Here is a 19,246-nt window from a genome sequence, read left to right on the forward strand (position 1 = left end):
ACTTCCGGGGCGTGGGGGGACGGCCGAAAACCGGATGAGACGTGTCAGTGGTGAACCGTATGGTCGGACCTGATGCCCGAGAAACCCATGCCCCCAGAGACCGCCCCCGGCCGCTCGGCGATACGCGTACTGCTCCGGCTGTGGCCGTACGTCCGGCCCGTCCGGGTGCGGCTGTTCACCGCGGCGGTCGTCGCGATCGTCGCCTCCTGTCTGTCGCTCGTCATCCCGCTCGTCCTGAAGTGGATGGTCGACGGACCCATCACCGACCGCGATCCGGGCGGCGTCTGGCTGGGGGCGCTCTACCTGCTCCTCCTCGGCATGGCCGAGGCCGTCCTCTTCGGTTACCGGCGCTGGCTGGTGGCGCGGCCGCTCTCCGGGGTCGAGGCGCGGATGCGGTCCGATCTGTACCGCAGGCTCCAGCGGCTGCCGATCGCCTTCCACGACCGGTGGGCCTCGGGGCAGCTGCTCTCGCGCGGCACGACCGACCTCATGCTGGTCCGGATGTTCCTGGCCTTCCCGCTGACCTTCCTGCTGGTCAACGGCGTGACGATCCTCGCCGGTTACGTCCTGCTGCTCGCCCAGGACTGGTCGCTCGGCCTGGTGCTGCTGACGCCCGTGGTACCGCTGGTGATCGTCTGCTCGCTCTTCGAGGGCCGGTACGGGGCCGTGGCGCGGCGGGCCCAGGACCAGGTCGGCGATCTGACGACGGTCGTCGAGGAGAGCGTCCTCGGCATCCGGATCGTCAAGGGCTTCGGCCGGCACCGCAGCCAGGCGAGGGCCTTCCGCGACCTCGCCGGACAGCTCCGCGGCACGGAACTGGTCAAGGCCCGGCTGCTCGCCATGATCTGGGCGGTCATCACCGTCGTACCCGAGCTGGCCATCGGGGCGGCGCTGGTCCTCGGCACCGTGCAGGTCGCGGACGGGGACCTGTCGGCGGGCACGCTCGTCGCGTTCCTGTCGACGGCGCTCGCGCTGCGCTGGCCCGTCGAGTCGATCGGCTTCCTGCTCGCGATGAGCCAGGAGGCGGCGACCGCGACGGAACGGTACTTCGAGGTGATGGACGCGACCGAGGAGCCGGACACCTCCGCCCCCTCGGCGGCGGACGGCCCTGACGGGGTCCGGTTCGAGGGGGTGTCCTTCCGCTACCCGGACGCCCCGGAAGGGACTCCGCCCGTCCTGGACGGCATCGACCTGCACATCCGCCCCGGCGAGACCCTGGCACTGGTCGGCGGCACCGGTTCCGGCAAGACGACGCTCACCGCGCTCGTGCCGCGCCTGCACGAGGCGACCGGCGGGCGGATCCTGCTGGACGGCGAGGACATCGCCCTGATGGAGCAGGAGCGGCTGCGGACCCTGGTGTCGGTGGCCTTCGAGGAGCCGACGCTGTTCTCGGCGAGCGTCGGGGAGAACGTCCTGATGGGCGCCGGGGCCGGGGCCGGCGAGCCGGAGCTGCGGCGCGCCCTCGGCGTGGCCCAGGCGGACGGCTTCGTGGACCGGCTGCCGGAGGGTGCGGCGACGCAGGTGGGCGAACAGGGTCTGAGCCTCTCCGGCGGTCAGCGCCAACGCCTGGCGCTGGCGCGCGCGGTGGTCGGCAAGCCCCGCTTCCTGGTCCTCGACGACCCGCTGTCGGCGCTCGACGTGCACACGGAGGCACGGGTGGAGGCAGCTCTGCGGGAGGTGCTCCGCGAGACGACGGCACTGGTCGTGGCACACCGCCCGTCGACGGTGATGCTGGCCGACCGGGTGGCGCTGCTCTCCCAGGGCCGCATCACGGCCGTGGGCACCCATCAGGAACTGCTGCGGAGCAGCGAGGAGTACGCCTGGCTGATGTCGGGCGAGGACGAGGGGAACGAGAACCGATGACGGACACGACCGTCGCGACGAAGAACAAACCCCCGGCGTCGCTCCCCGAGACACCGCCCACGGACCCCTTCGACCGCGACGACCTGCCGGCGCCCCAGGGCGCGACGGGCGGGCTGCTGCGTTCCCTCCTCGCCACCCACAAGCTGCGGGTCACGGCCGCCGCGCTCGTCCTCCTCCTCAAGGAGGCGGCGGTCCAGGCGGGCCCGCTGCTCGTCGCGTACGCCATCGACCGGGGCGTCCCGGCCTTCCGCGCGGGCGACCACGGCCCGGTGGTGGCGGTCGCGCTCGGCTACCTCCTGTGCGCCGCGCTCTCGGGACTCCTGCAGTACGCCTTCGTACGCGTGGCGGCCCGCGTCAACCAGGACGTCCTCCTGGACCTCCGGGGCCGGATCTTCCGCCACGCCCAGGTCCTGAGCGTGGACTTCCACGAGCGCTACACCTCGGGCCGGCTGATCTCCCGCTCCACGACGGACGTCGAGTCGCTGCGCGAGCTGCTCTCGGAGGGGCTCCAGGAACTGATCGGGGTGGTCCTGTCCTTCGTCTCCATCGCCGTGATCCTCCTCTGGCTGGACCTGGGCATCGGAGCGGTGGCCGTGGCGTCCTTCGTCCCGCTGTACCTCCTGGTACGGCTCTACCGCCGCCGCGCGGGCGCGGTCTACGCGGAGCGGTCCACGGCGATCGCGGGCGTGATCGTGAAGTTCGCGGAGACGATGAACGGAATCCGCCCGGTCAGAGCCTTCCGCCGCGAGCAGCAGAACGACGCCGAGTTCGCGGTGCTGAACCACCGCCACGAGCGCAGCAACGGCGACGCGCTCCTGGAGATGGCCCGCTACGTGGTCGGTTCGCGGCTCGTGGCGAACACGGCGGTGGCCGGGATGGTCCTGTGGGGCGCGTACCGGGTCGCGGGCGGCACCCTGGAGCTGGGTGTCCTGGCGGCGACGGTGCTGTACATGCGGCGCCTGTACGACCCGATCGACCGCCTGGGCATGTTCCTCAACTCGTACGAGTCGGCGGCGGCCAGCCTCACCAAGATCGCGGGCCTCCTGGCGCAGGAGCCGGGAGTCCCGGAGACGACCGCCCCGAAGGAACTGCCGGACCGCGAGGGCAACCCCGGCCGCGAGGTGGTCTTCGAGAAGGTCCGCTTCGCCTACCGGACGGGCGGCGAGGTCCTGCCCGCGTTCGACCTGAGGATCCCGGCGGGCCAGACGGTGGCGGTGGTGGGCGCGACGGGCGCCGGCAAGTCGACACTCGCCAAGCTCCTGGCCCGCTTCTACGACCCGACGGACGGCCGGGTCCTCCTCGACGGCGTCGACCTCAGGGACCTGACCACACCCGCCCTCCGCCGCGGGGTCGTCATGGTGACCCAGGAGGCGTTCCTCTTCTCCGGAACGGTGGCGGAGAACATCGCGATCGGCCGCCCGGACGCGACCCGCGAGGAGATCGAGGAAGCGGCCAAGGCCATCGGCGCACACGACTTCATCACCACCCTCCCGGACGGCTACGACACGGACGTACGCAAGCGCGGCGGCCGGATCTCGGCCGGCCAGCGCCAGCTGGTGGCGTTCGCGAGGGCACTTCTCGCGGACCCGGCGGTCCTCATCCTGGACGAGGCGACGAGCTCGCTGGACGTGCCGGGCGAGCGGGCGGTGCAGCGGGCGATGGACACGGTCCTGGCGGGCCGCACGGCGGTGGTCATCGCCCACCGCCTGTCGACGGTGGAGGTGGCGGACCGGGTCCTCGTCATGGAGTCGGGCAGGATCGTCGAGGACGGCACGCCCGGGACCCTCGTGTCGGGTGAAGGCCACTACGCGGGCCTGCACAAGGCATGGCGGGACAGCCTGGTGGGATGAGAACGAACCCACTGACGGCCACCGCTCCACCGACGGGATCGGGGGACGCGGAGGGGGTCGTGTTCGGGACGTGAAGCGTGATGTGTGGCGCAGCGGAGCTTCAAGCCATCCGGCACCCGAGGGCGCCGCAAATCATGCAGTCCCGAACGCGACCCCCGGAGCGTCCCCCACGCACCACCCCTCAGGAGCGCCCCCGCAGCAACACCACGGACACCACGGCAGCAAGAGCCATCAACACGGCAGCCCCCAAGGCGGCACCCCCCATGGCCTCGACGAAGGCAGCACGGGCGGCGTCAAGAACATCCGCGGGTCCCTCCAGCGCACCCCCCAACGTCTCCCGGGCGGCGGCCGGAGCCGACAGGGGCATGGCCGCGGTGTAGACGGCCGCCCCGATCGACCCGAGGATCGCCATGCCGAGCGCCCCGCCCAGCTCCTGCCCCGATTCGAGGACGGCGGCGGCCGACCCCGCACGCTCTGGCGGGGCGGCGCCGAGGGCGAGTTCGTTGGCGAGGGTCATGGCGGAGACGAGCCCGGCGGCGTAGACGGCACTGGCCACGAGGACCGCCCAGAAGGGCGTGGTGCGGTCGATCGCGGCGAGCCAGGCGAAGCCTCCGGCGGAGACGAGGAAGCCGCCGCCCATGACGTACGCCCGGTCGACCCGCCGGGCGAGCACCGCGGCCACCGGGGCGGCGGTGAGGACTCCGAGGGCGGGGACGAGGCTCCACAGGGCCGCTTCGAAGGGGCTCTGGCCGAGGACGGACTGCAGGTACTGGGTGAGGAAGACGGCGAAGCCGACGGTCGCGACCATGGCGAGCAGGTTGACGAGGACGGAGCCGCCGTAGGCCCGGGTGCGGATCAGCGCGAGGTCGACCATGGGGTGGGTGAGCCGGGCCTGACGCCGGACGAACACCAGGCAGAGCAACAGCCCACCGCTCACGGCCAGAGCGGGCACGGGCGCCCACCCGTCCTTGGCGAGCTCCTTGATGCCGTGGACGAGCGGCAGCAGGGCGGCCAGGGAAAGCCCCGCACTCACCAGGTCGAACGGCCCACGACCGGCGGCCGCCCCCTTGGACTCGGGCAGCAGCAGGGGCCCGAGGACGAGGAGGAGCGCCATCGCGGGGAGGTTGATCAGGAAGACGGACCCCCACCAGAAGTGCTCGACGAGCGCGCCGCTGACGACGGGCCCGAGGGAGATGCCGCTCGCCATGACGGAGGTCCACGCGGTGACGGCCTTGGCGCGCTGGGCGGGCTCCTGGAAGAGGTTGCGGATGAGGGCGAGGGTCGCGGGCATGAGGCAGGCCCCGGCGACACCGAGGAGGCCGCGGGCGGCGATCAGGGCGCCGGGAGTGTGGGCGTAGGCGGCGGCCACCGAGGCGGCGCCGAAGAGGGCGGCGCCGCCGAGGAGGAGCCGGCGGCGTCCGACGCGGTCGCCGAGGGCGCCCATGGTGACGAGGAGACCGGCGAGGACGAAGCCGTAGGTGTCGAGGATCCAGAGCTGTTCGGTGGCTCCGGGGGCCAGGTCGGCGCTGACGGACGGGATGGCGAAGTAGAGGACGGAGACGTCCATGGAGACGAGGAGCAGCGGCAGCATGAGGACGCCGAGCGCGGCCCATTCGCGCCGCCCGGCGCGGACGGGCGGTGCCGGGTGTCCGGGGTGTGCGGTGAGTGTCATACGGGCAAGGAAGCAGCAGTCGGCGTACACCGCCACCACCGCCCTAGTGCGCGCTGAAGCGACGTCACAAACCCACAGCTCAGCAGTGCGTACATCGTCCTGGTCGCACTAGTACACTCCGCCCGTGACGACCGAGCCGCCCTACCTCGCCATCGCCGCCGAGCTCCGCCGCCGCGTCCGGGCCGGCGAGCTGTCCCCGGGCGACCGGGTGCCGTCCACGCGGGCCATCACGCGCGAGTGGGGCGTGGCGATGGCGACCGCGACGAAGGCGCTCGCGGTGCTGCGCCAGGAGGGCCTGGTCCGGCCGGAGCCTGGGGTGGGCACGGTCGTCGTCGCACGGACGGGACCGGGCGCGGGATCAGGCTCGGGATCAGGCGCGGGCCCGGAGCCGGAGCCGCTCTCGCGGGAGCGACTGGTGGCGGCGGCGCTCGAACTGGCCGACGCCGAGGGGCTGAACGCGCTGACGATGCGGCGGGTGGCGACGGTCATGGGCGTCTCGACGATGGCGCTCTACCGCCACGTGCCGGGCAAGGCGGAGCTGGTGCGGCTGATGGCGGACGCGGCGTGCGGCGAGGTGCCTCTGGGGCCGGTGCCGCCGGAGTGGCGGGTGGGTCTGGAGCGGGGGGCGCGGTGGCTGCGCGGGGTGTACGCGCGGCACCGGTGGATGGCGCACGCGATGGCCTCGTTCACGCGGCCGGTCGCGACGCCGAACGCGATGGCGTACACGGAGTGGGTGTTGCGGTCGCTGCGGGGCACTCCGCTGACGCACACGGAGAAGCTCCACGCGCATCTGCTGATCTTCGCCTATGTGCAGGGGCTGTCGATGGCGGACGATCTGGAGGAGCAGGCGCGCCAGGACACGGGGATCTCCGACGGCGAGTGGATGGAACAGAATGAGCCACGCTTCGACGCGATCCAGGCGGGCGGTTCCTACCCCGAGCTGAACTCGGTCACCAGCGACGGAGGGTTCGGTCTCGACCTCGACGCGCTCTTCGAATTCGGGCTTCAGCGAACGCTGGACGGCATCGCGTCCATGATCGACGAAACGTCCGGTTAACGAACACGGACGTACGGGCAGCGGACGAGTTCCGGCCAACTTGTCGACGCACTCATGACAGGTACCCGTCAGTCCTGTCACTCTCTCCCCGGTTCTTCGCATCACTGTTCGCCGCTTCACCCGAACGTGCTGCACAGCTCCGAACGTGCTCCACAGCTCTCCTTGCTCCGCCCGGACGGACCTCACCCAGTCCGCCGGTACCCCCCTCGCAAAAGGAGTCTGCGTGAGATCCACGCCCAGCCGTCGCGCCACCGCGACCGGCGCTCTGATCGCTGCCGCCGCCATGCTCGCCGTGAGCGTCCAGACCGGCTCCGCCACCGCGGCCGATGCCGCGGTCAACGGGGCGTCCATCGCTCCCAAGGCCCTGCAGGGCACCGCGGCGAACCCCGGCAAGCTCCCGGCCGACCTCACCCCCGCCGAGCGCGCCGCGCTCATCAAGGCCGCCGACGCCGACAAGGCCGCCACGGCCAAGGCGCTCGGCCTCGGCGCCCAGGAGAAGCTGGTCGTCCGTGACGTCGTGCAGGACCGCGACGGCACGACCCACACGCGCTACGAGCGCACCTACGCCGGCCTGCCGGTCCTCGGCGGTGACCTGATCGTCGCCGAGACCAAGGGCGGCACGACCGCCTCGGTCACCAAGTCCTCCCGCGCGGAGCTGAAGAACGTCGACCTCACGGCCACCGTCGCCCCGGCCGCCGCCGAGAAGCAGGCCGTCGGCCTCGCCGCGGCGGACGGCTCGAAGGAGACGGACGCCGAGCGCGCCCCGCGCAAGGTCGTCTGGATGGCCAAGGGCGCCCCCGTCCTCGCGTACGAGACCGTCGTCGGCGGCCTCCAGCACGACGGCACCCCGAACGAGCTGCACGTCGTGACGGACGCCAAGTCCGGCGCGAAGCTGTACGAGTGGCAGGCCGTGCACACCGGCACGGGCAACACCCAGTACAGCGGCCAGGTCACGCTCGGCACGGCGCCCTCGTACACGCTGACCGACACGACCCGCGGCAACCACAAGACGTACAACCTCAACCGGGGTACGTCCGGCACCGGGACGCTCTTCTCCGGCTCCGACGACGTCTGGGGCGACGGCACTCCGCAGAACCTGGAGACCGCGGGCGCCGACGCGCACTACGGCGCCGCGCTCACCTGGGACTACTACAAGAACGTGCACGGCCGCTCCGGCATCCGCGGTGACGGCGTCGGCGCGTACTCCCGGGTCCACTACGGCAACGCCTACGTCAACGCCTTCTGGCAGGACTCCTGCTTCTGCATGACGTACGGCGACGGCGCGGCCAACGCCAAGCCGCTCACCTCCATCGACGTGGCCGCGCACGAGATGACGCACGGCCTCACGTCCGTCACCGCCGGCCTGGTCTACAGCGGCGAGTCCGGCGGCCTCAACGAGGCCACCTCGGACATCTTCGCCGCGGCCGTCGAGTTCTACGGCAACAACGCCCAGGACAAGGGTGACTACCTCGTCGGCGAGAAGATCGACATCCGGGGCAACGGCACGCCGCTGCGCTACATGGACAAGCCGAGCAAGGACGGCTCGTCCAAGGACTACTGGTACTCGGGCATCGGCAGCGTCGACGTCCACTACTCCTCGGGTCCGGCGAACCACTGGTACTACCTGCTCTCCGAGGGCAGCGGCGCCAAGACCGTCAACGGCGTGAACTACGACTCGCCGACCTCCGACGGCCTGCCCGTCACCGGCATCGGCCGGGACAAGGCCTCGCTGATCTGGTTCAAGGCGCTCACCACCAAGTTCAACTCCTCCACCAACTACGCCGGCGCCCGCACGGGCACCGTCGCGGTGGCCACGGAGCTGTACGGCGCCAACAGCCCCGAGGTCCTCGCCGTCCAGCACGCCTGGGCCGGCGTCAACGTCGGTACCCGCCCGGGTGGCGGCGAGCCGCAGCCCGGCAAGGTCTTCGAGAACGCGGCCGACGTGTCCATCCCGGACAACGGCGCCGCGGTCACCTCGACGGTCAACGTCACCGGCATCACCGGCAACGCCCCCTCCACCCTCAAGGTGGACGTGGACATCGTCCACACCTACCGCGGTGACCTCGTGGTCGACCTCGTCGCCCCCGACGGCTCGGCCTACAGCCTGAGCAACCGGTCCGGCGGCAGCGCCGACAACATCGTCCAGACCTACACCGTGAACGCCTCCTCGGAGGTCGCCAACGGCGCCTGGAAGCTCCGCGTCCAGGACAAGGCCTCGATCGACACCGGTTACATCAACAACTTCAAGCTGACCTTCCCGTAAGGCCGGCGCACCACCCACGGAAGCCCGGAGGGAACGTTCCCTCCGGGCTTCCGCGCGTCTGCGCACCCCTGTCTGCATACCCTGGAGCACATGATCAGGGTGCTGCTGGCGGACGACGAGACGATGATCAGGGCCGGGGTCCGGGCCATCCTCACCACCGACCCCGGGATCGAGGTGGTCGCCGAGGCCGGCGACGGCCACGAGGCCGTCGAACTCGCCCGGCTCCACCGGCCCGACGTCGCCCTGCTCGACATCCGGATGCCGCGGCTCGACGGTCTCGGCGCCGCCGCCGAGCTGCGCGGGACCCTCCCCGACACGGCCGCCGTCATGCTCACCACCTTCTCCGAGGACGCCTACATCGCCCGGGCGCTCGCCCTCGGCGTCAGCGGCTTCCTGCTCAAGTCCGGGGACCCGCGCGAACTCATCGCCGGCGTCCGGGCCGTGGCGGCCGGCGGCGCCGCCCTCTCCCCCGCCGTCGCCCGCCGGGTCATCGACACCCTCGGCGGCGAGCGCCTCGGCCGGGCCGCCGAGGCCCGGGCCCGCCTGGAACCGCTCACGGGCCGCGAGCGGGAGGTCGTCGGCCTCCTCGGCGCCGGGCTCTCCAACCAGGAGATCGCGGACCGCATGTACGTCGTCGAGGGCACCGTCAAAGCGCATGTGAGCGCGGTCCTCGGACGCCTGGGGCTGCGCAACCGCGTCCAGCTCGCGGTCCTCGCGTACGAGGCGGGCATGGTGCCGGGCGGCGTCACCGGGGACCCGGATGCGTGAGCGCCTCTTCGACCTGGGGCTGTGGCTGCTGCTGTGCGTCCCGGTGCTGCTGAGGTCGGACCCCAACGACGGCGGGAGCTGGTCGCAGGTCGCCGTCGGCGTCGTGGTGCTCGGCGGCTGCGTCGCGGTCAGCCGGAGGTGGCCGCTGGTGCCGATCGCGGTGACGGTCGCGCTGAGCCTGCCCGCCACCCTGGAGCTGTTCACGCCCTCGTACAGCCTGGGCCTCGTCGCCTTCGGCTATCTCGCGGGGCGCCGCCAGGAGCACACCCGGGGCGCGCTGTGGCTGTTCGGCGCGGTGGCGGCGGTGGGGCTGCTCCTGACCCGGATCACCGCCACCTCGCTCGGCCAGTGGTTCACGCTGCTGCTCGCGCTGGCCCTGGCGATCGTCGCGCCGTGGCTGATCGGCCGTTACGTCCGCCAGTACGACCGCCTCGTGCACAGCGGCTGGGAGCTCGCCGTCCGGATGGAGGCGGAGCAGGCGGCCGTCGCCGACCGGGAGCGGCTGCGGGAACGCTCCCGGATCGCGGGGGACATGCACGACTCCCTCGGCCACGACCTGGCCCTGATCGCCGTCCGGGCGGGCGCCCTGGAGGTCGATCCGGCGCTCGGTCCCGACCAGCAGCACGCGGCCGGCGAACTGCGCCGCGCAGCGGCCGACGCGACCGCCCGCCTCCGGGACGTCATCGGCGTCCTGCGCCAGCCCGACGAGGACCCGGCGCCCACGGCCCCGGGCGGCGAACCCGTCGAGGAGCTCGTCTCCCGTGCCCGCGCCTCGGGCCTCGCGGTCACCCTGACGGTGACCGGGGAGGGTCACGAGCCGGACGGGATGGCCGGCTGGGCGCTGCACCGCGTCGTCCGGGAGGCGCTCACCAACGCGGCCAAGCACGCGCCGGGAGGCAGCGTGGACGTCCGCGTCGACGCCGCCCCGGAGCGCGTCGCCGTGGACGTCGTGAGCGGTCCCGGCACGGCGGGGTCGCCGCTCGCCTCGGGCGGCACCGGACTCGTCGGCCTCGACGAGCGCGTCCGGCTCGCGGGCGGGGTCCTGACCCACGGCCCCACGCCCGAGGGGGGCTTCGCGGTCCGCGCGGCCCTGCCGCGCCGGACGCCCCCCGGCGGCCCGGCCGCCACGCCCGCGCCGGCCGCGCCCACCTCGGCCCGGGAGCTGGACCGGGTCCGCCGCGAGGTCCGCAAGGGCCTCGCCCAGGCCATCTGGATCCCGCTCGCGCTGCTCGCCGCGCTCGGCCTGCTCATGGCCGGGGTCGCGCTGTGGACCCAGCACCAGTCGTACCTGGAGCCGGACGACTACGAGCGGATGCGGATCGGCCAGACGCTCACCGCGATCACGGAGGCCGAGGACCTGCCCGACCATCCGCTGGACGGCCCGCCGAAGGGCGTCCCGGCCGAGCCGCCCGGCATGGACGAGTGCCGGTACTACCGCTCCACGCTGCTCGCCGCGGTCCCGGTGTACCGGCTCTGCTTCACCGCAGGGCACCTCGCCGACAAGGCCGAGGTGCGCTGAGGCCGCCCCGTGCAGCCCGCCTACCGCAGCAGGCAGCCCGCGCCCTCCCCCGCCGTCTCCTCCGGCAGCGCCACGAGCCCCGGTTCGGCCTGGTGGGCGAGGAGCGGGTGGGCGGGCAGGACGCGGACCGTGCAGCCGAAGGAGCCGGTGCGGTCGAGTTCCAGGGTGCCCGCGTACGGCTGCCGGCCCTCCAGGTCCGGGCGGCCCGCCGGCTTCAGCGGGACCGTACGGGTGTCGGCGAGGGTGTCGTCGGCGTCGACCCGGCCGGTGACGGCCTGCACCTCGACGTCGTCGGTCCGCAGCCCGTCGAGGAAGACCTTGACCCGGACGACCGGGGTCGAGCCGAGCTCCGCGTCCTCCAGGTCGTCCGCGAGCCCGTCGCCGACCTCGACGTGGTCGACGGTCACCTTGGGCCAGGCCTCCCTGACCCGTGCCTTCCAGGCCGCGAGCTCCCGCGCCCGGTCCGGGGTGAGCGCCCGGCGGGCGTCGGCGGCGGGGACGTACAACCGCTCGACGTACTCGCGGACCATCCGGTCGGCGAGGACCTTCGGGCCGAGGTCGGCGAGGGTGCGCCGGACCATCGCCGTCCAGCCGGCCGGGACGCCGTCGGGGCCCCGGTCGTAGAAGCGGGGGGCGACCCGACGCTCGATCAGCTCGTAGAGGGCGGCGGCCTCCAGGTCGTCCCGGCGGTCCTCGTCGGCGGCTGCGGCCCCGTCGGCGGTGGGGATGGCCCAGCCGAAGTCGGGCTCGAACCACTCGTCCCACCAGCCGTCGAGGACGGAGAGGTTGAGGCAGCCGTTGAGGGCGGCCTTCATGCCGCTGGTGCCGCAGGCCTCCAGGGGGCGCAGCGGGTTGTTGAGCCAGACGTCGCAGCCGGGGTAGAGGCCGCGGGCCATCTCCATGCCGTAGTCGGGGAGGAAGACGATCCGGTGCCGGATCCGGGGGTCGTCGGCGAAGCGGACCAGCTCCTGCACGAGCCGCTTCCCGCCGTCGTCGGCCGGGTGGGCCTTGCCGGCGACGACGAGCTGTACGGGCCGCTCGGGGTGGAGCAGCAGGGCGCGCAGCCGGTCCTTGTCCCGGAGCATGAGCGTGAGCCGCTTGTACGAGGGGACGCGGCGGGCGAAGCCGATGGTGAGGACGTCGGGGTCGAGGACGGAGTCGGTCCAGCCGAGTTCGGCGGCGGCCGCCCCGCGCTGGCGCCAGGACGCCCGGAGCCGTTCCCGTACGTCGGTCACGAGCCGTTCGCGCAGGGTGCGGCGCAGTTCCCACAGCTCGCCGTCGGTGGCGTCGGGGCCGAGCCGGCCGACCTCGGGGGCGACCCAGGTGGGGGCGTGGACGCCGTTGGTGATGGAGGTGATGGGCACCTCCTCGGCGTCGAAGCCCGGCCAGAGCCCGGCGAACATGGCGCGGCTGACGGCGCCGTGGAGGGTGGAGACGCCGTTGGCGCGCTGGGCGAGTCGCAGCCCCATGGCGGCCATGTTGAAGACGCCGGGTTCGCCGCCGAGCGGGGTCTCGTCGCCGAGCGCGAGGACGCGTCCGGTGTCCACGCCGGGGAGGGCGCCGTCCTCGCCGAGGTGGCGGGCGACCAGGCCGCGGTCGAAGCGGTCGATGCCGGCCGGGACGGGGGTGTGGGTGGTGAAGACGGTCCCGGCCCTGACGGTCTCCAGGGCGCTGTCGAAGTCGAGTCCCTCTCCCTGGAGTTCGCGGATGCGTTCGAGGCCGAGGAGCCCGGCGTGGCCCTCGTTGGTGTGGAAGACCTCGGGGTCGGGGGTGCCGGTGAGCCGGGTGTACGTGCGGACGGCGCGGACTCCGCCGATGCCGAGGAGCATCTCCTGGAGGAGCCGGTGCTCGCTGCCGCCGCCGTACAGCCGGTCGGTGACGCTCCGTTCGCCGGGGGCGTTCTCCTCGACGTCGGAGTCGAGCATGAGCAGCGGGACGCGGCCGACCTGGGCGATCCAGATGTGGGCGTGCAGGCTGCGCCCGCCGGGCAGGGCGAGGGTGACCCGGGCAGGGGTGCCGTCGGCCTCGCGAAGCAGGGTGACCGGCAGCTCGCCGGGGTCGAGGACGGGGTACTGCTCCTGCTGCCAGCCGTCGCGGCCGAGGGACTGACGGAAGTAGCCGTGGCGGTAGAGCAGGCCGACGCCGACGAGGGGGACGCCGAGGTCGCTGGCGGACTTGAGGTGGTCCCCGGCGAGGATGCCGAGGCCGCCGGAGTACTGGGGCAGGGCCGCGGCGACGCCGAACTCCGGCGAGAAGTACGCGACGGCCACGGGCGGCCGGCCCGGCCGGCCCTGGTACCAGCGGGGGGCGCACAGATAGGTGTCGAGGTCCTCGGCGGCGGCGGTCAGCCGGGCCAGGAAGTCCCGGTCGGCGGCGAGCTCGGCGAGCCGGGGGCCCTCGAGGGCGCCGAGGACCCGGACGGGGTCGGCGCCGGTCCGGCTCTCCGGGGCGAGGGAGTCGAAGAGCGCGCGGGTGGGTTCGTGCCAGGACCAGCGCAGGTTGTGCGCGAGGTCGGCGAGGGGTCGAAGGGTGTCGGGGAGGACGGGACGCACGGTGAATCGACGGATTGCCTTCACGTGTTCCACCTTCGCAGGCGAGTACGGAGCGGAGTGGACGCACCACGCTGTGCGTCCGTCGTTCCGCTCCGACGTTAGGACATGTCGCCCGGCCGGGCCACGGCGCGTCGGCGCACGTGGCGTGTCGGCAGGGCGTCTTTCAGCCGATGGCGGGCAGCGGCACCTCGTACGGGGAGCCCTGGTTGACGGTCTCCGCGTCGAAGGCCCCCGCGGTGGCGTACCGCCCGGCGACGGCGGCGAGTTCCGCGGCCGGGACGACGTCGTGGATGTCGGTGAAGCCGTGCGGGGCGCGCTCGTGGGCGAGGTTGATGACGACCTCGGGGCCGAGCCGCCGGTTGGCGCGCTGGAGGGCGGTCATGGCGGGGCGGCGTTCGGCCTCGTAGGCGGCGAGGCCCTCGGCCGGGTCGTCGTGCCGGGCCAGGGCGTGGGCGAGGGCCCGGGCGTCGACGATCGACTGGGTGGCGCCGTTGGAGCCGGTCGGGTACATGGCGTGGGCGGCGTCGCCGAGGAGGGTGGTCCGGCCGTGGGTCCAGCGGTCGAGGGGTTCGCGGTCGACCATCGGGTACTCGTGCGCGGAGTCGGCGGCCCGCAGGATGTCGGGGACGCGGACGCCGTCGAACTCCCAGCCCTCGTAGAAGGGAAGGAAGGTCTCCACGGGTACGGAACGGTCCCAGTCGCCGCGGAGCCGTTCCTCCGCCGCGGCGCATCCGGAGTCCGCGGGGCGGGCCAGTGCCCAGTTCACCAGGACCTCCCGGCCCGGTCCCGTCGGGCGGCTCATCGGGTAGACCACGGCCTTCTGCCGGTCGTCGCCCGCGATGAGCATGAACGAGCCGACGGCCCGCGCCGGCATCCGGGACACCCCCCGCCACACCAGCATCCCGTTCCACGGGGGCCCGCTCTCGCCCGGGTGCAGCGCCGCCCGGACGGCGGAGCGGATGCCGTCCGCGCCGACCAGCACGTCCGGTTCGAGCGAGGCCCGGCCCCGGACGGCGCCCGAGCGGTGCTCAAGGCGCAGCCGCGGCCGGCCGTCCGGCAGCGGTTCCACGCCGCTCACCCGGACCCCCGTCACGAGCGCCGCCGCGCCGAGCCTGGCCCGGACCGCGCCCGCGAGGACCTGCTGGAGGTGGGCGCGGTGCACCGAGAGCTGCGGCCAGCGGTAGCCCGCGCCGAGACCGCGCGGCTCGCGGGATATCAGGCCGCCCGAGCGGTGGTAGTAGCGCAGCTCGCGGGTGCGCAGGGCGCCTGCCTCGAGCGCGTCGAGCAGGCCGAGGGCGTCCAGTTCGCGGACGGCGTTCGGCATCAGGTTGAGCCCCGCACCGACCGGGCGGATCGCGGCGGCCGCCTCGACGACCGTGACGCGCTCGAATCCGGCGGCGTGCAGGGACAGGGCGGTGGTGAGCCCGGCGATGCCGCCGCCGGCGATCACGACGTGCGGGCTCCGTCCGTAGGGGGAGCGGGCCGGGGAGTGGGCAGGGGAGGAAGTGTGCGGGGACATCGACTGCTCCTTCGCGCCGTTACGCGGCAGCGGGCCCGACAGGGGCCCCGGCGGGACGGTGCCGCACGGCCGTGCGGCGCACCATGGTCTCGTTCTCCCTGGTCAGGTCCAGGATCGAGCGGAGCAGCGCGACGGGGGCGCCGCCGCTGCCCTCCTCGTACAGGCGCAGGTCGTCGCTGTACGCCTTGCGGGCGACGCCGAGGTGCCGGGCCCGGAAGGTCTTGAGGATCCGCAGCACCCTGCCGAGCGCGGCCGCCGAGTCGACGAGCTCGGGCGGCAGCCGGTCCATGGGCTCCCAGCTGACCGCCGCGGACAGCTTGCTCACCGCCGACACTCCGCCCCGGTGCCGGGCGTGGAACTCCCGCCAGCCCGGCAGCGCGTACGGCAGGGACTCGGCCAGGAAGGCGTCGTAGGCGGCGTCCGAGCGGTCGCACTGCCACAGCGTCAGGTCGACGAGCCAGAGGGGGACCTGCGCGGCGGCCGGACCCAGGTAGTCGCGGCCCGCCACCTCGACCTCCTCGAAGTACGGCCGCAGGGTCACCGCGAAGTACTCGGGCGGGACCTGCGCGGCCGTGAGGTCGATCGAGTCGACCATCGCCTGCACGTGGCGGGCGACCCGGTCCAGGGCGGAGGCGAATCCGGGGTCGTACGGTTCGAGGCGGGCGACGCGGGAGCAGTCCTCGATCGCGGCGACGAGGCCGGGGAAGACCATGCGGACCGCCTCCTGGAGCAGGGCCTCGGTCGGATGGCCGGTGTACGAGCGGCGCCGCCGCCCGGGCGGGTTCCAGGTCGTGTAGTGGTGGACGGTGTCCCGGGGCACCATGTCCGTCCGGCGGCCGAGGAGTTCGAGGACCGGCAGTGCCTCGGGGACGGCGGCGAGGGGCTGCACGCCGTGGCGTTTCAGCGAGCCGAGCAGGATGCCGAGGTCCCGCATCGCGGCCAGCGCGCCCGCCACGCTCCACTGCGCGGCCAGTTCCTGATCGGGGACGAGGGCGCGCAGGGCGACGGTGAGGGCGGCGGTGTCGCGCCGGGCGTTCATCGCGGGCACCGCGGCGAGCAGGGCGTCGGCGCCCAGCGGGTCGGCGGCACGTATGTCCTCGGTGCGATGACGTGGATCGCCGAACAATGGGCGCTCCTCTTCTTCTGGGGCTCGTTCACCTCCGGGGCGCTTCAGCGGCTGTCGACGGCCGCGCGCCCCTTCGGGTCACTCGCCGGGTGGTCGTGGGCATCGGTCAAGGAGTGGTTCCGGTCACCGGAGGTCCAACACCCCGGGGTCGTCGGGGACAGGGGCCGGCTCGGGGACGTGGAGGCGTACGGAGAGCAGGGCGGCCAGGGCGGCGAAGGCCGCGCCGGTGAGCAGCGCGGCACGGAAGCCCGCGGTCTCGGCGGCGGCGCGGGCGGCGGCCACGGCCCCGGCACCGGGCCCGGAAGCGGCTTCGGTACGGGAGGTGGCGACGGCCACCAGGACGGCGAGGCCGAGGACGGAGCCGAACTGCTGACTGGTGTTGACGAGTCCGGAGGCGAGTCCGGTCTCCTCGGGTGCCGCCTCGGCCGTCGCGGCCACGTTGGTGGTGACCATGACGAGCGGCAGGGCGGCGCCGATGAGCAGGCTGGGCGCGAGGACCGTGCTCGCGAAGGTGCCGTCGGGGGTGAGCGCGAGGGCCAGCCAGAGGGTCCCGGCGCAGAGCAGGACGAAGCCGAGGGTCATGGCCCGGTGCAGGCCGATCAGGAAGATGATCCGGCCGGCCTGCGGGGCGACCGCGACGACGACGAGCGAGAGCGGCAGCAGGCCGAGGCCGCCGCCGAGGGGCGCGTACCCGATGACGCTCTGGAGGTAGAGGCTGACCAGGAAGAACATCGGGAAGAGGGTGATCTGGGCTAGTGCGGCCAGGGCGTTGGAGAGGCGGAGCACCGGGCGGCGGAGGACCGGGGGCGGGACGAGCGGCGCGGCGGCGCGCGTCTCGACGGCGGCGAAGGCGAGCAGCAGCGCGAGGCCCGCTCCCCCGGCGCCGAGGGTGCGGGCGGAGGTCCAGCCGGCCTCGGTCCCGCCGACGAGCGCGTAGGCGGTCAGTCCGAGTCCGCCGGTCGCGGTGAGCGCCCCGGCGAGGTCGAAGCCGCCGCCGGTCCGGAGCCGGCCCGCCCGGTGGTCGAGGAGCCGGAGCGCGAGGGCGGCGAGGACGGCCGCGAGGAGGACGTTCAGCCAGAACGTGGAGCGCCAGCCGAGGAGGCCGGTGAGGGCGCCGCCGAGGACCGTGCCGAGGACGCCGCCGAGACCGCCCATCGCGGCGAAGACGCCGAGCGCCTTGTGCCGGGCGGGACCGTCGGGGAAGAGCAGGAGCAGCAGGGCGAAGGCGGCGGCCGCGGCGAGGGCCGCGCCGACGCCCTGCGCGGCGCGGGCGGCGACGAGCGCGGGCGCGCCGGGGGCGAGGGCGCCGGCGGCGGAGGCCGCGGCGAGGAGGGCGAGGCCGGCGAGGAAGACCCGGCGGTGGCCGAGGAGGTCGGCGACGCGTCCGCCGAGGAGGAGCAGCCCGCCGAAGGTGATCAGGTAGGCGTTGGCGACCCAGGAGAGGCCGGCCGAGCCGGACCCGAGGTCCGCGCCGACGGAGGGCAGGGCGACGTTGACGATCGCGGTGTCCGTGATCAGGAGCAGCTGTGTGGAGGCGAGCAGCGCGAGCGCCCCGCGCCGCGGCCCCGGTCGGGGTGTCGTCACCGGGTCGTCCCCAGGCCGTAGCCGTCGAGACAGGTCCGGGCGAGCCGCTCGCACGTGTCGGCGGACCCGGCCCAGGTCTGCATGGTCAGGTAGACGTGGGGGGCTCCGTGGTAGAAGCGCTCGTACTGCTCGTGGCGGCCGGCGAACTCGGAACCGAGCGCGTCCCAGGCGAGCTTGAGGAGTTTGAGGCGGTCCTCGGCGGGGTGGCCCGGGGTGCGGAAGTACTGCCGGACGAGCGGGCCGAGTTCGGGGTGGAGGAGGTCCCGGCCGCTCGCGGGGAGCTGGACGAGGGCGCCGCCCGCGAGGAGCTTGATGTCCTGGACGGCCCGCGGGTAGAGCTCGCCGGCCATGATCCGCTGGGCGAAGGAGATCTCCTGGCCCGGCCGGACACCGCCGCGGCCCCCGTCGACCTCCTCGTACGAGGCCTCGGAGCCGAGGACGAAGGCCTTGGCCTGGGCGACCATGCCGAGGAGCCGGCCGAGGGCCTGGGTGACGGGCGGCAGCTTGTCGGTGCCGTGCGAGCGGGCGACGAGGATCGCGAGGCCGGTGAGGAACTCCAGCTTCGTCCAGAAGCGGGTGGCGGACTGGTGGACGAAGTTGAGGTAGGCGGGGGTGCGCCACCAGATCGCGCCGGTGGTGGCGGGGTCCCGGTAGGTGAGGACCCGTTCCCAGGGCACGAACACGTCCTCGCAGACGAGCATCGCGTCGTTCTCGTCGTACCGGGAGGAGAGCGGGTGGTCGAAGACGGACCGGGACCGCCCCTCGTACGAGGTGCGGGAGATCAGCTTGAGACCGGGGGTGTCGAGGCGTAAGGAGAACGTCACGGCGTGGTCGAGGTCGTCGTCGGCCAGCGGTTCGATGGTGCCGACGAGGAGCTCGTCGGCGAAGACGGCCCCGGTGCCGATGGTCTTGGCGCCGCGGACCACGATCCCGCCGTCGCGCTCTGCGACGATCCGGAGCGTGAGGTCGTCCTCGCCGGGGCCCGAGGCCGGGTTGGTGAGGGTGAAGGCGGCGTGCAGGTCGCCTTCGGCGAGCCGGCGGTGGAAGCCGAGGGCGTGCTCGGCACCGTCGAAGGCGTCGCCGGTGAAGACGGCGGGCGCGGCGGCGAAGCCGGCCGCGCCGGCGGCCATGTAGTCGGGGGTGCGGCCGAGGAAGCCGTAACTCGCCTCGGCCGTCGTCCGGAAGGCCCGGCGCCGGGCCACCAGGTCCTCGTAGGAGCGGGGCACCGCGTAGGCGCGCCGCACCCCGCCCTGGACCAGGACGGGGTGGTGCGCGGGGTCGTCGGCGAGGTCGTACAGGCCGGCGAAGGAGGCCGCCGAGGCCCGGAAGGCGGGGTGGGCGGTGACGTCCTTGACGCGCTCCCCGTCGAGCCAGATCTCGCGCCCGTCGCGCAGCGCCTCCAGATACTCCTGCCCGGACCTCGTCACCGGTCGCTCGCCTCTCCTCGGGTGTCACGGCTCTGCCGTCCCGAGC

General features: G+C 73.7%; 12 protein-coding genes. 6 read left to right on the forward strand and 6 right to left on the reverse strand.

Annotation, left to right across the window (positions count from 1 at the left end):
• The first annotated feature begins 72 nt into the window (after nucleotides 1-72).
• Both DEJ46_RS11865 and DEJ46_RS11870 read left to right on the forward strand, forming a co-directional pair.
• Nucleotides 73-1,863, forward strand: coding sequence for an ABC transporter ATP-binding protein (locus DEJ46_RS11865; protein WP_150265885.1), 1,791 nt, complete (start codon nucleotides 73-75; stop codon nucleotides 1,861-1,863).
• Complete coding sequence (locus DEJ46_RS11870) at nucleotides 1,860-3,713, forward strand: ABC transporter ATP-binding protein (protein ID WP_150265887.1); 1,854 nt, start codon at nucleotides 1,860-1,862, stop codon at nucleotides 3,711-3,713. Before DEJ46_RS11865 ends, DEJ46_RS11870 begins: the two co-directional genes overlap by 4 nt.
• 181 nt (nucleotides 3,714-3,894) lie before the next feature.
• On the opposite strand, the gene DEJ46_RS11875 is transcribed toward DEJ46_RS11870, so the two are convergent.
• A complete protein-coding gene (locus DEJ46_RS11875; RefSeq protein ID WP_150265889.1) occupies nucleotides 3,895-5,385 on the reverse strand; it encodes an MFS transporter in 1,491 nt (496 codons plus the stop codon).
• Nucleotides 5,386-5,509: 124 nt separating this feature from the next.
• Between DEJ46_RS11875 and DEJ46_RS11880 the strand changes: the two genes are divergently transcribed.
• The 4 genes from DEJ46_RS11880 (at nucleotide 5,510) to DEJ46_RS11895 (ending at nucleotide 10,992) form a co-directional block, all read left to right on the forward strand.
• Complete coding sequence (locus DEJ46_RS11880; RefSeq protein WP_150265891.1) at nucleotides 5,510-6,442, forward strand: TetR/AcrR family transcriptional regulator C-terminal domain-containing protein; 933 nt, start codon at nucleotides 5,510-5,512, stop codon at nucleotides 6,440-6,442.
• Between the two features lie 223 nt (nucleotides 6,443-6,665).
• Nucleotides 6,666-8,705 carry a M4 family metallopeptidase gene (locus tag DEJ46_RS11885; protein WP_150265893.1) on the forward strand — a complete coding sequence of 680 codons (2,040 nt, stop codon included), beginning with the start codon at nucleotides 6,666-6,668 and terminating at the stop codon, nucleotides 8,703-8,705.
• Nucleotides 8,706-8,795: 90 nt separating this feature from the next.
• Nucleotides 8,796-9,473: a response regulator gene (locus tag DEJ46_RS11890; protein WP_150265895.1), complete on the forward strand. Its 678-nt coding sequence runs from the start codon at nucleotides 8,796-8,798 to the stop codon at nucleotides 9,471-9,473.
• Nucleotides 9,466-10,992: a sensor histidine kinase gene (locus DEJ46_RS11895; protein ID WP_150265897.1), complete on the forward strand. Its 1,527-nt coding sequence runs from the start codon at nucleotides 9,466-9,468 to the stop codon at nucleotides 10,990-10,992. Before DEJ46_RS11890 ends, DEJ46_RS11895 begins: the two co-directional genes overlap by 8 nt.
• A 20-nt stretch (nucleotides 10,993-11,012) precedes the next feature.
• Here DEJ46_RS11895 and glgP read toward each other — a convergent pair whose 3' ends face one another.
• The 5 genes from glgP to DEJ46_RS11920 all read right to left on the reverse strand — a co-directional run bounded on the left by glgP (nucleotide 11,013) and on the right by DEJ46_RS11920 (nucleotide 19,200).
• Complete coding sequence (glgP, locus tag DEJ46_RS11900) at nucleotides 11,013-13,568, reverse strand: alpha-glucan family phosphorylase (protein WP_150265899.1); 2,556 nt, start codon at nucleotides 13,566-13,568, stop codon at nucleotides 11,013-11,015.
• Nucleotides 13,569-13,707: 139 nt separating this feature from the next.
• Nucleotides 13,708-15,063: an FAD-dependent monooxygenase gene (locus DEJ46_RS11905; RefSeq protein WP_150265900.1), complete on the reverse strand. Its 1,356-nt coding sequence runs from the start codon at nucleotides 15,061-15,063 to the stop codon at nucleotides 13,708-13,710.
• A gap of 19 nt (nucleotides 15,064-15,082) precedes the next feature.
• The gene (locus DEJ46_RS11910; protein ID WP_150265901.1) at nucleotides 15,083-16,189 is read right to left on the reverse strand and encodes a monodechloroaminopyrrolnitrin synthase PrnB family protein; all 1,107 of its coding nucleotides are present in this window, start codon (nucleotides 16,187-16,189) and stop codon (nucleotides 15,083-15,085) included.
• A gap of 123 nt (nucleotides 16,190-16,312) precedes the next feature.
• On the reverse strand, nucleotides 16,313-17,773 hold the full coding sequence (locus tag DEJ46_RS11915; protein WP_150265903.1) for an MFS transporter: 1,461 nt from the start codon (nucleotides 17,771-17,773) through the stop codon (nucleotides 16,313-16,315).
• Nucleotides 17,770-19,200, reverse strand: coding sequence for a 4-hydroxyphenylacetate 3-hydroxylase family protein (locus tag DEJ46_RS11920; RefSeq protein WP_150265905.1), 1,431 nt, complete (start codon nucleotides 19,198-19,200; stop codon nucleotides 17,770-17,772). Before DEJ46_RS11920 ends, DEJ46_RS11915 begins: the two co-directional genes overlap by 4 nt.
• Nucleotides 19,201-19,246 lie beyond the last annotated feature (46 nt).

Origin of the sequence: Streptomyces venezuelae (assembly GCF_008642375.1) — a bacterium.
Lineage (GTDB): Bacteria > Actinomycetota > Actinomycetes > Streptomycetales > Streptomycetaceae > Streptomyces > Streptomyces venezuelae_G.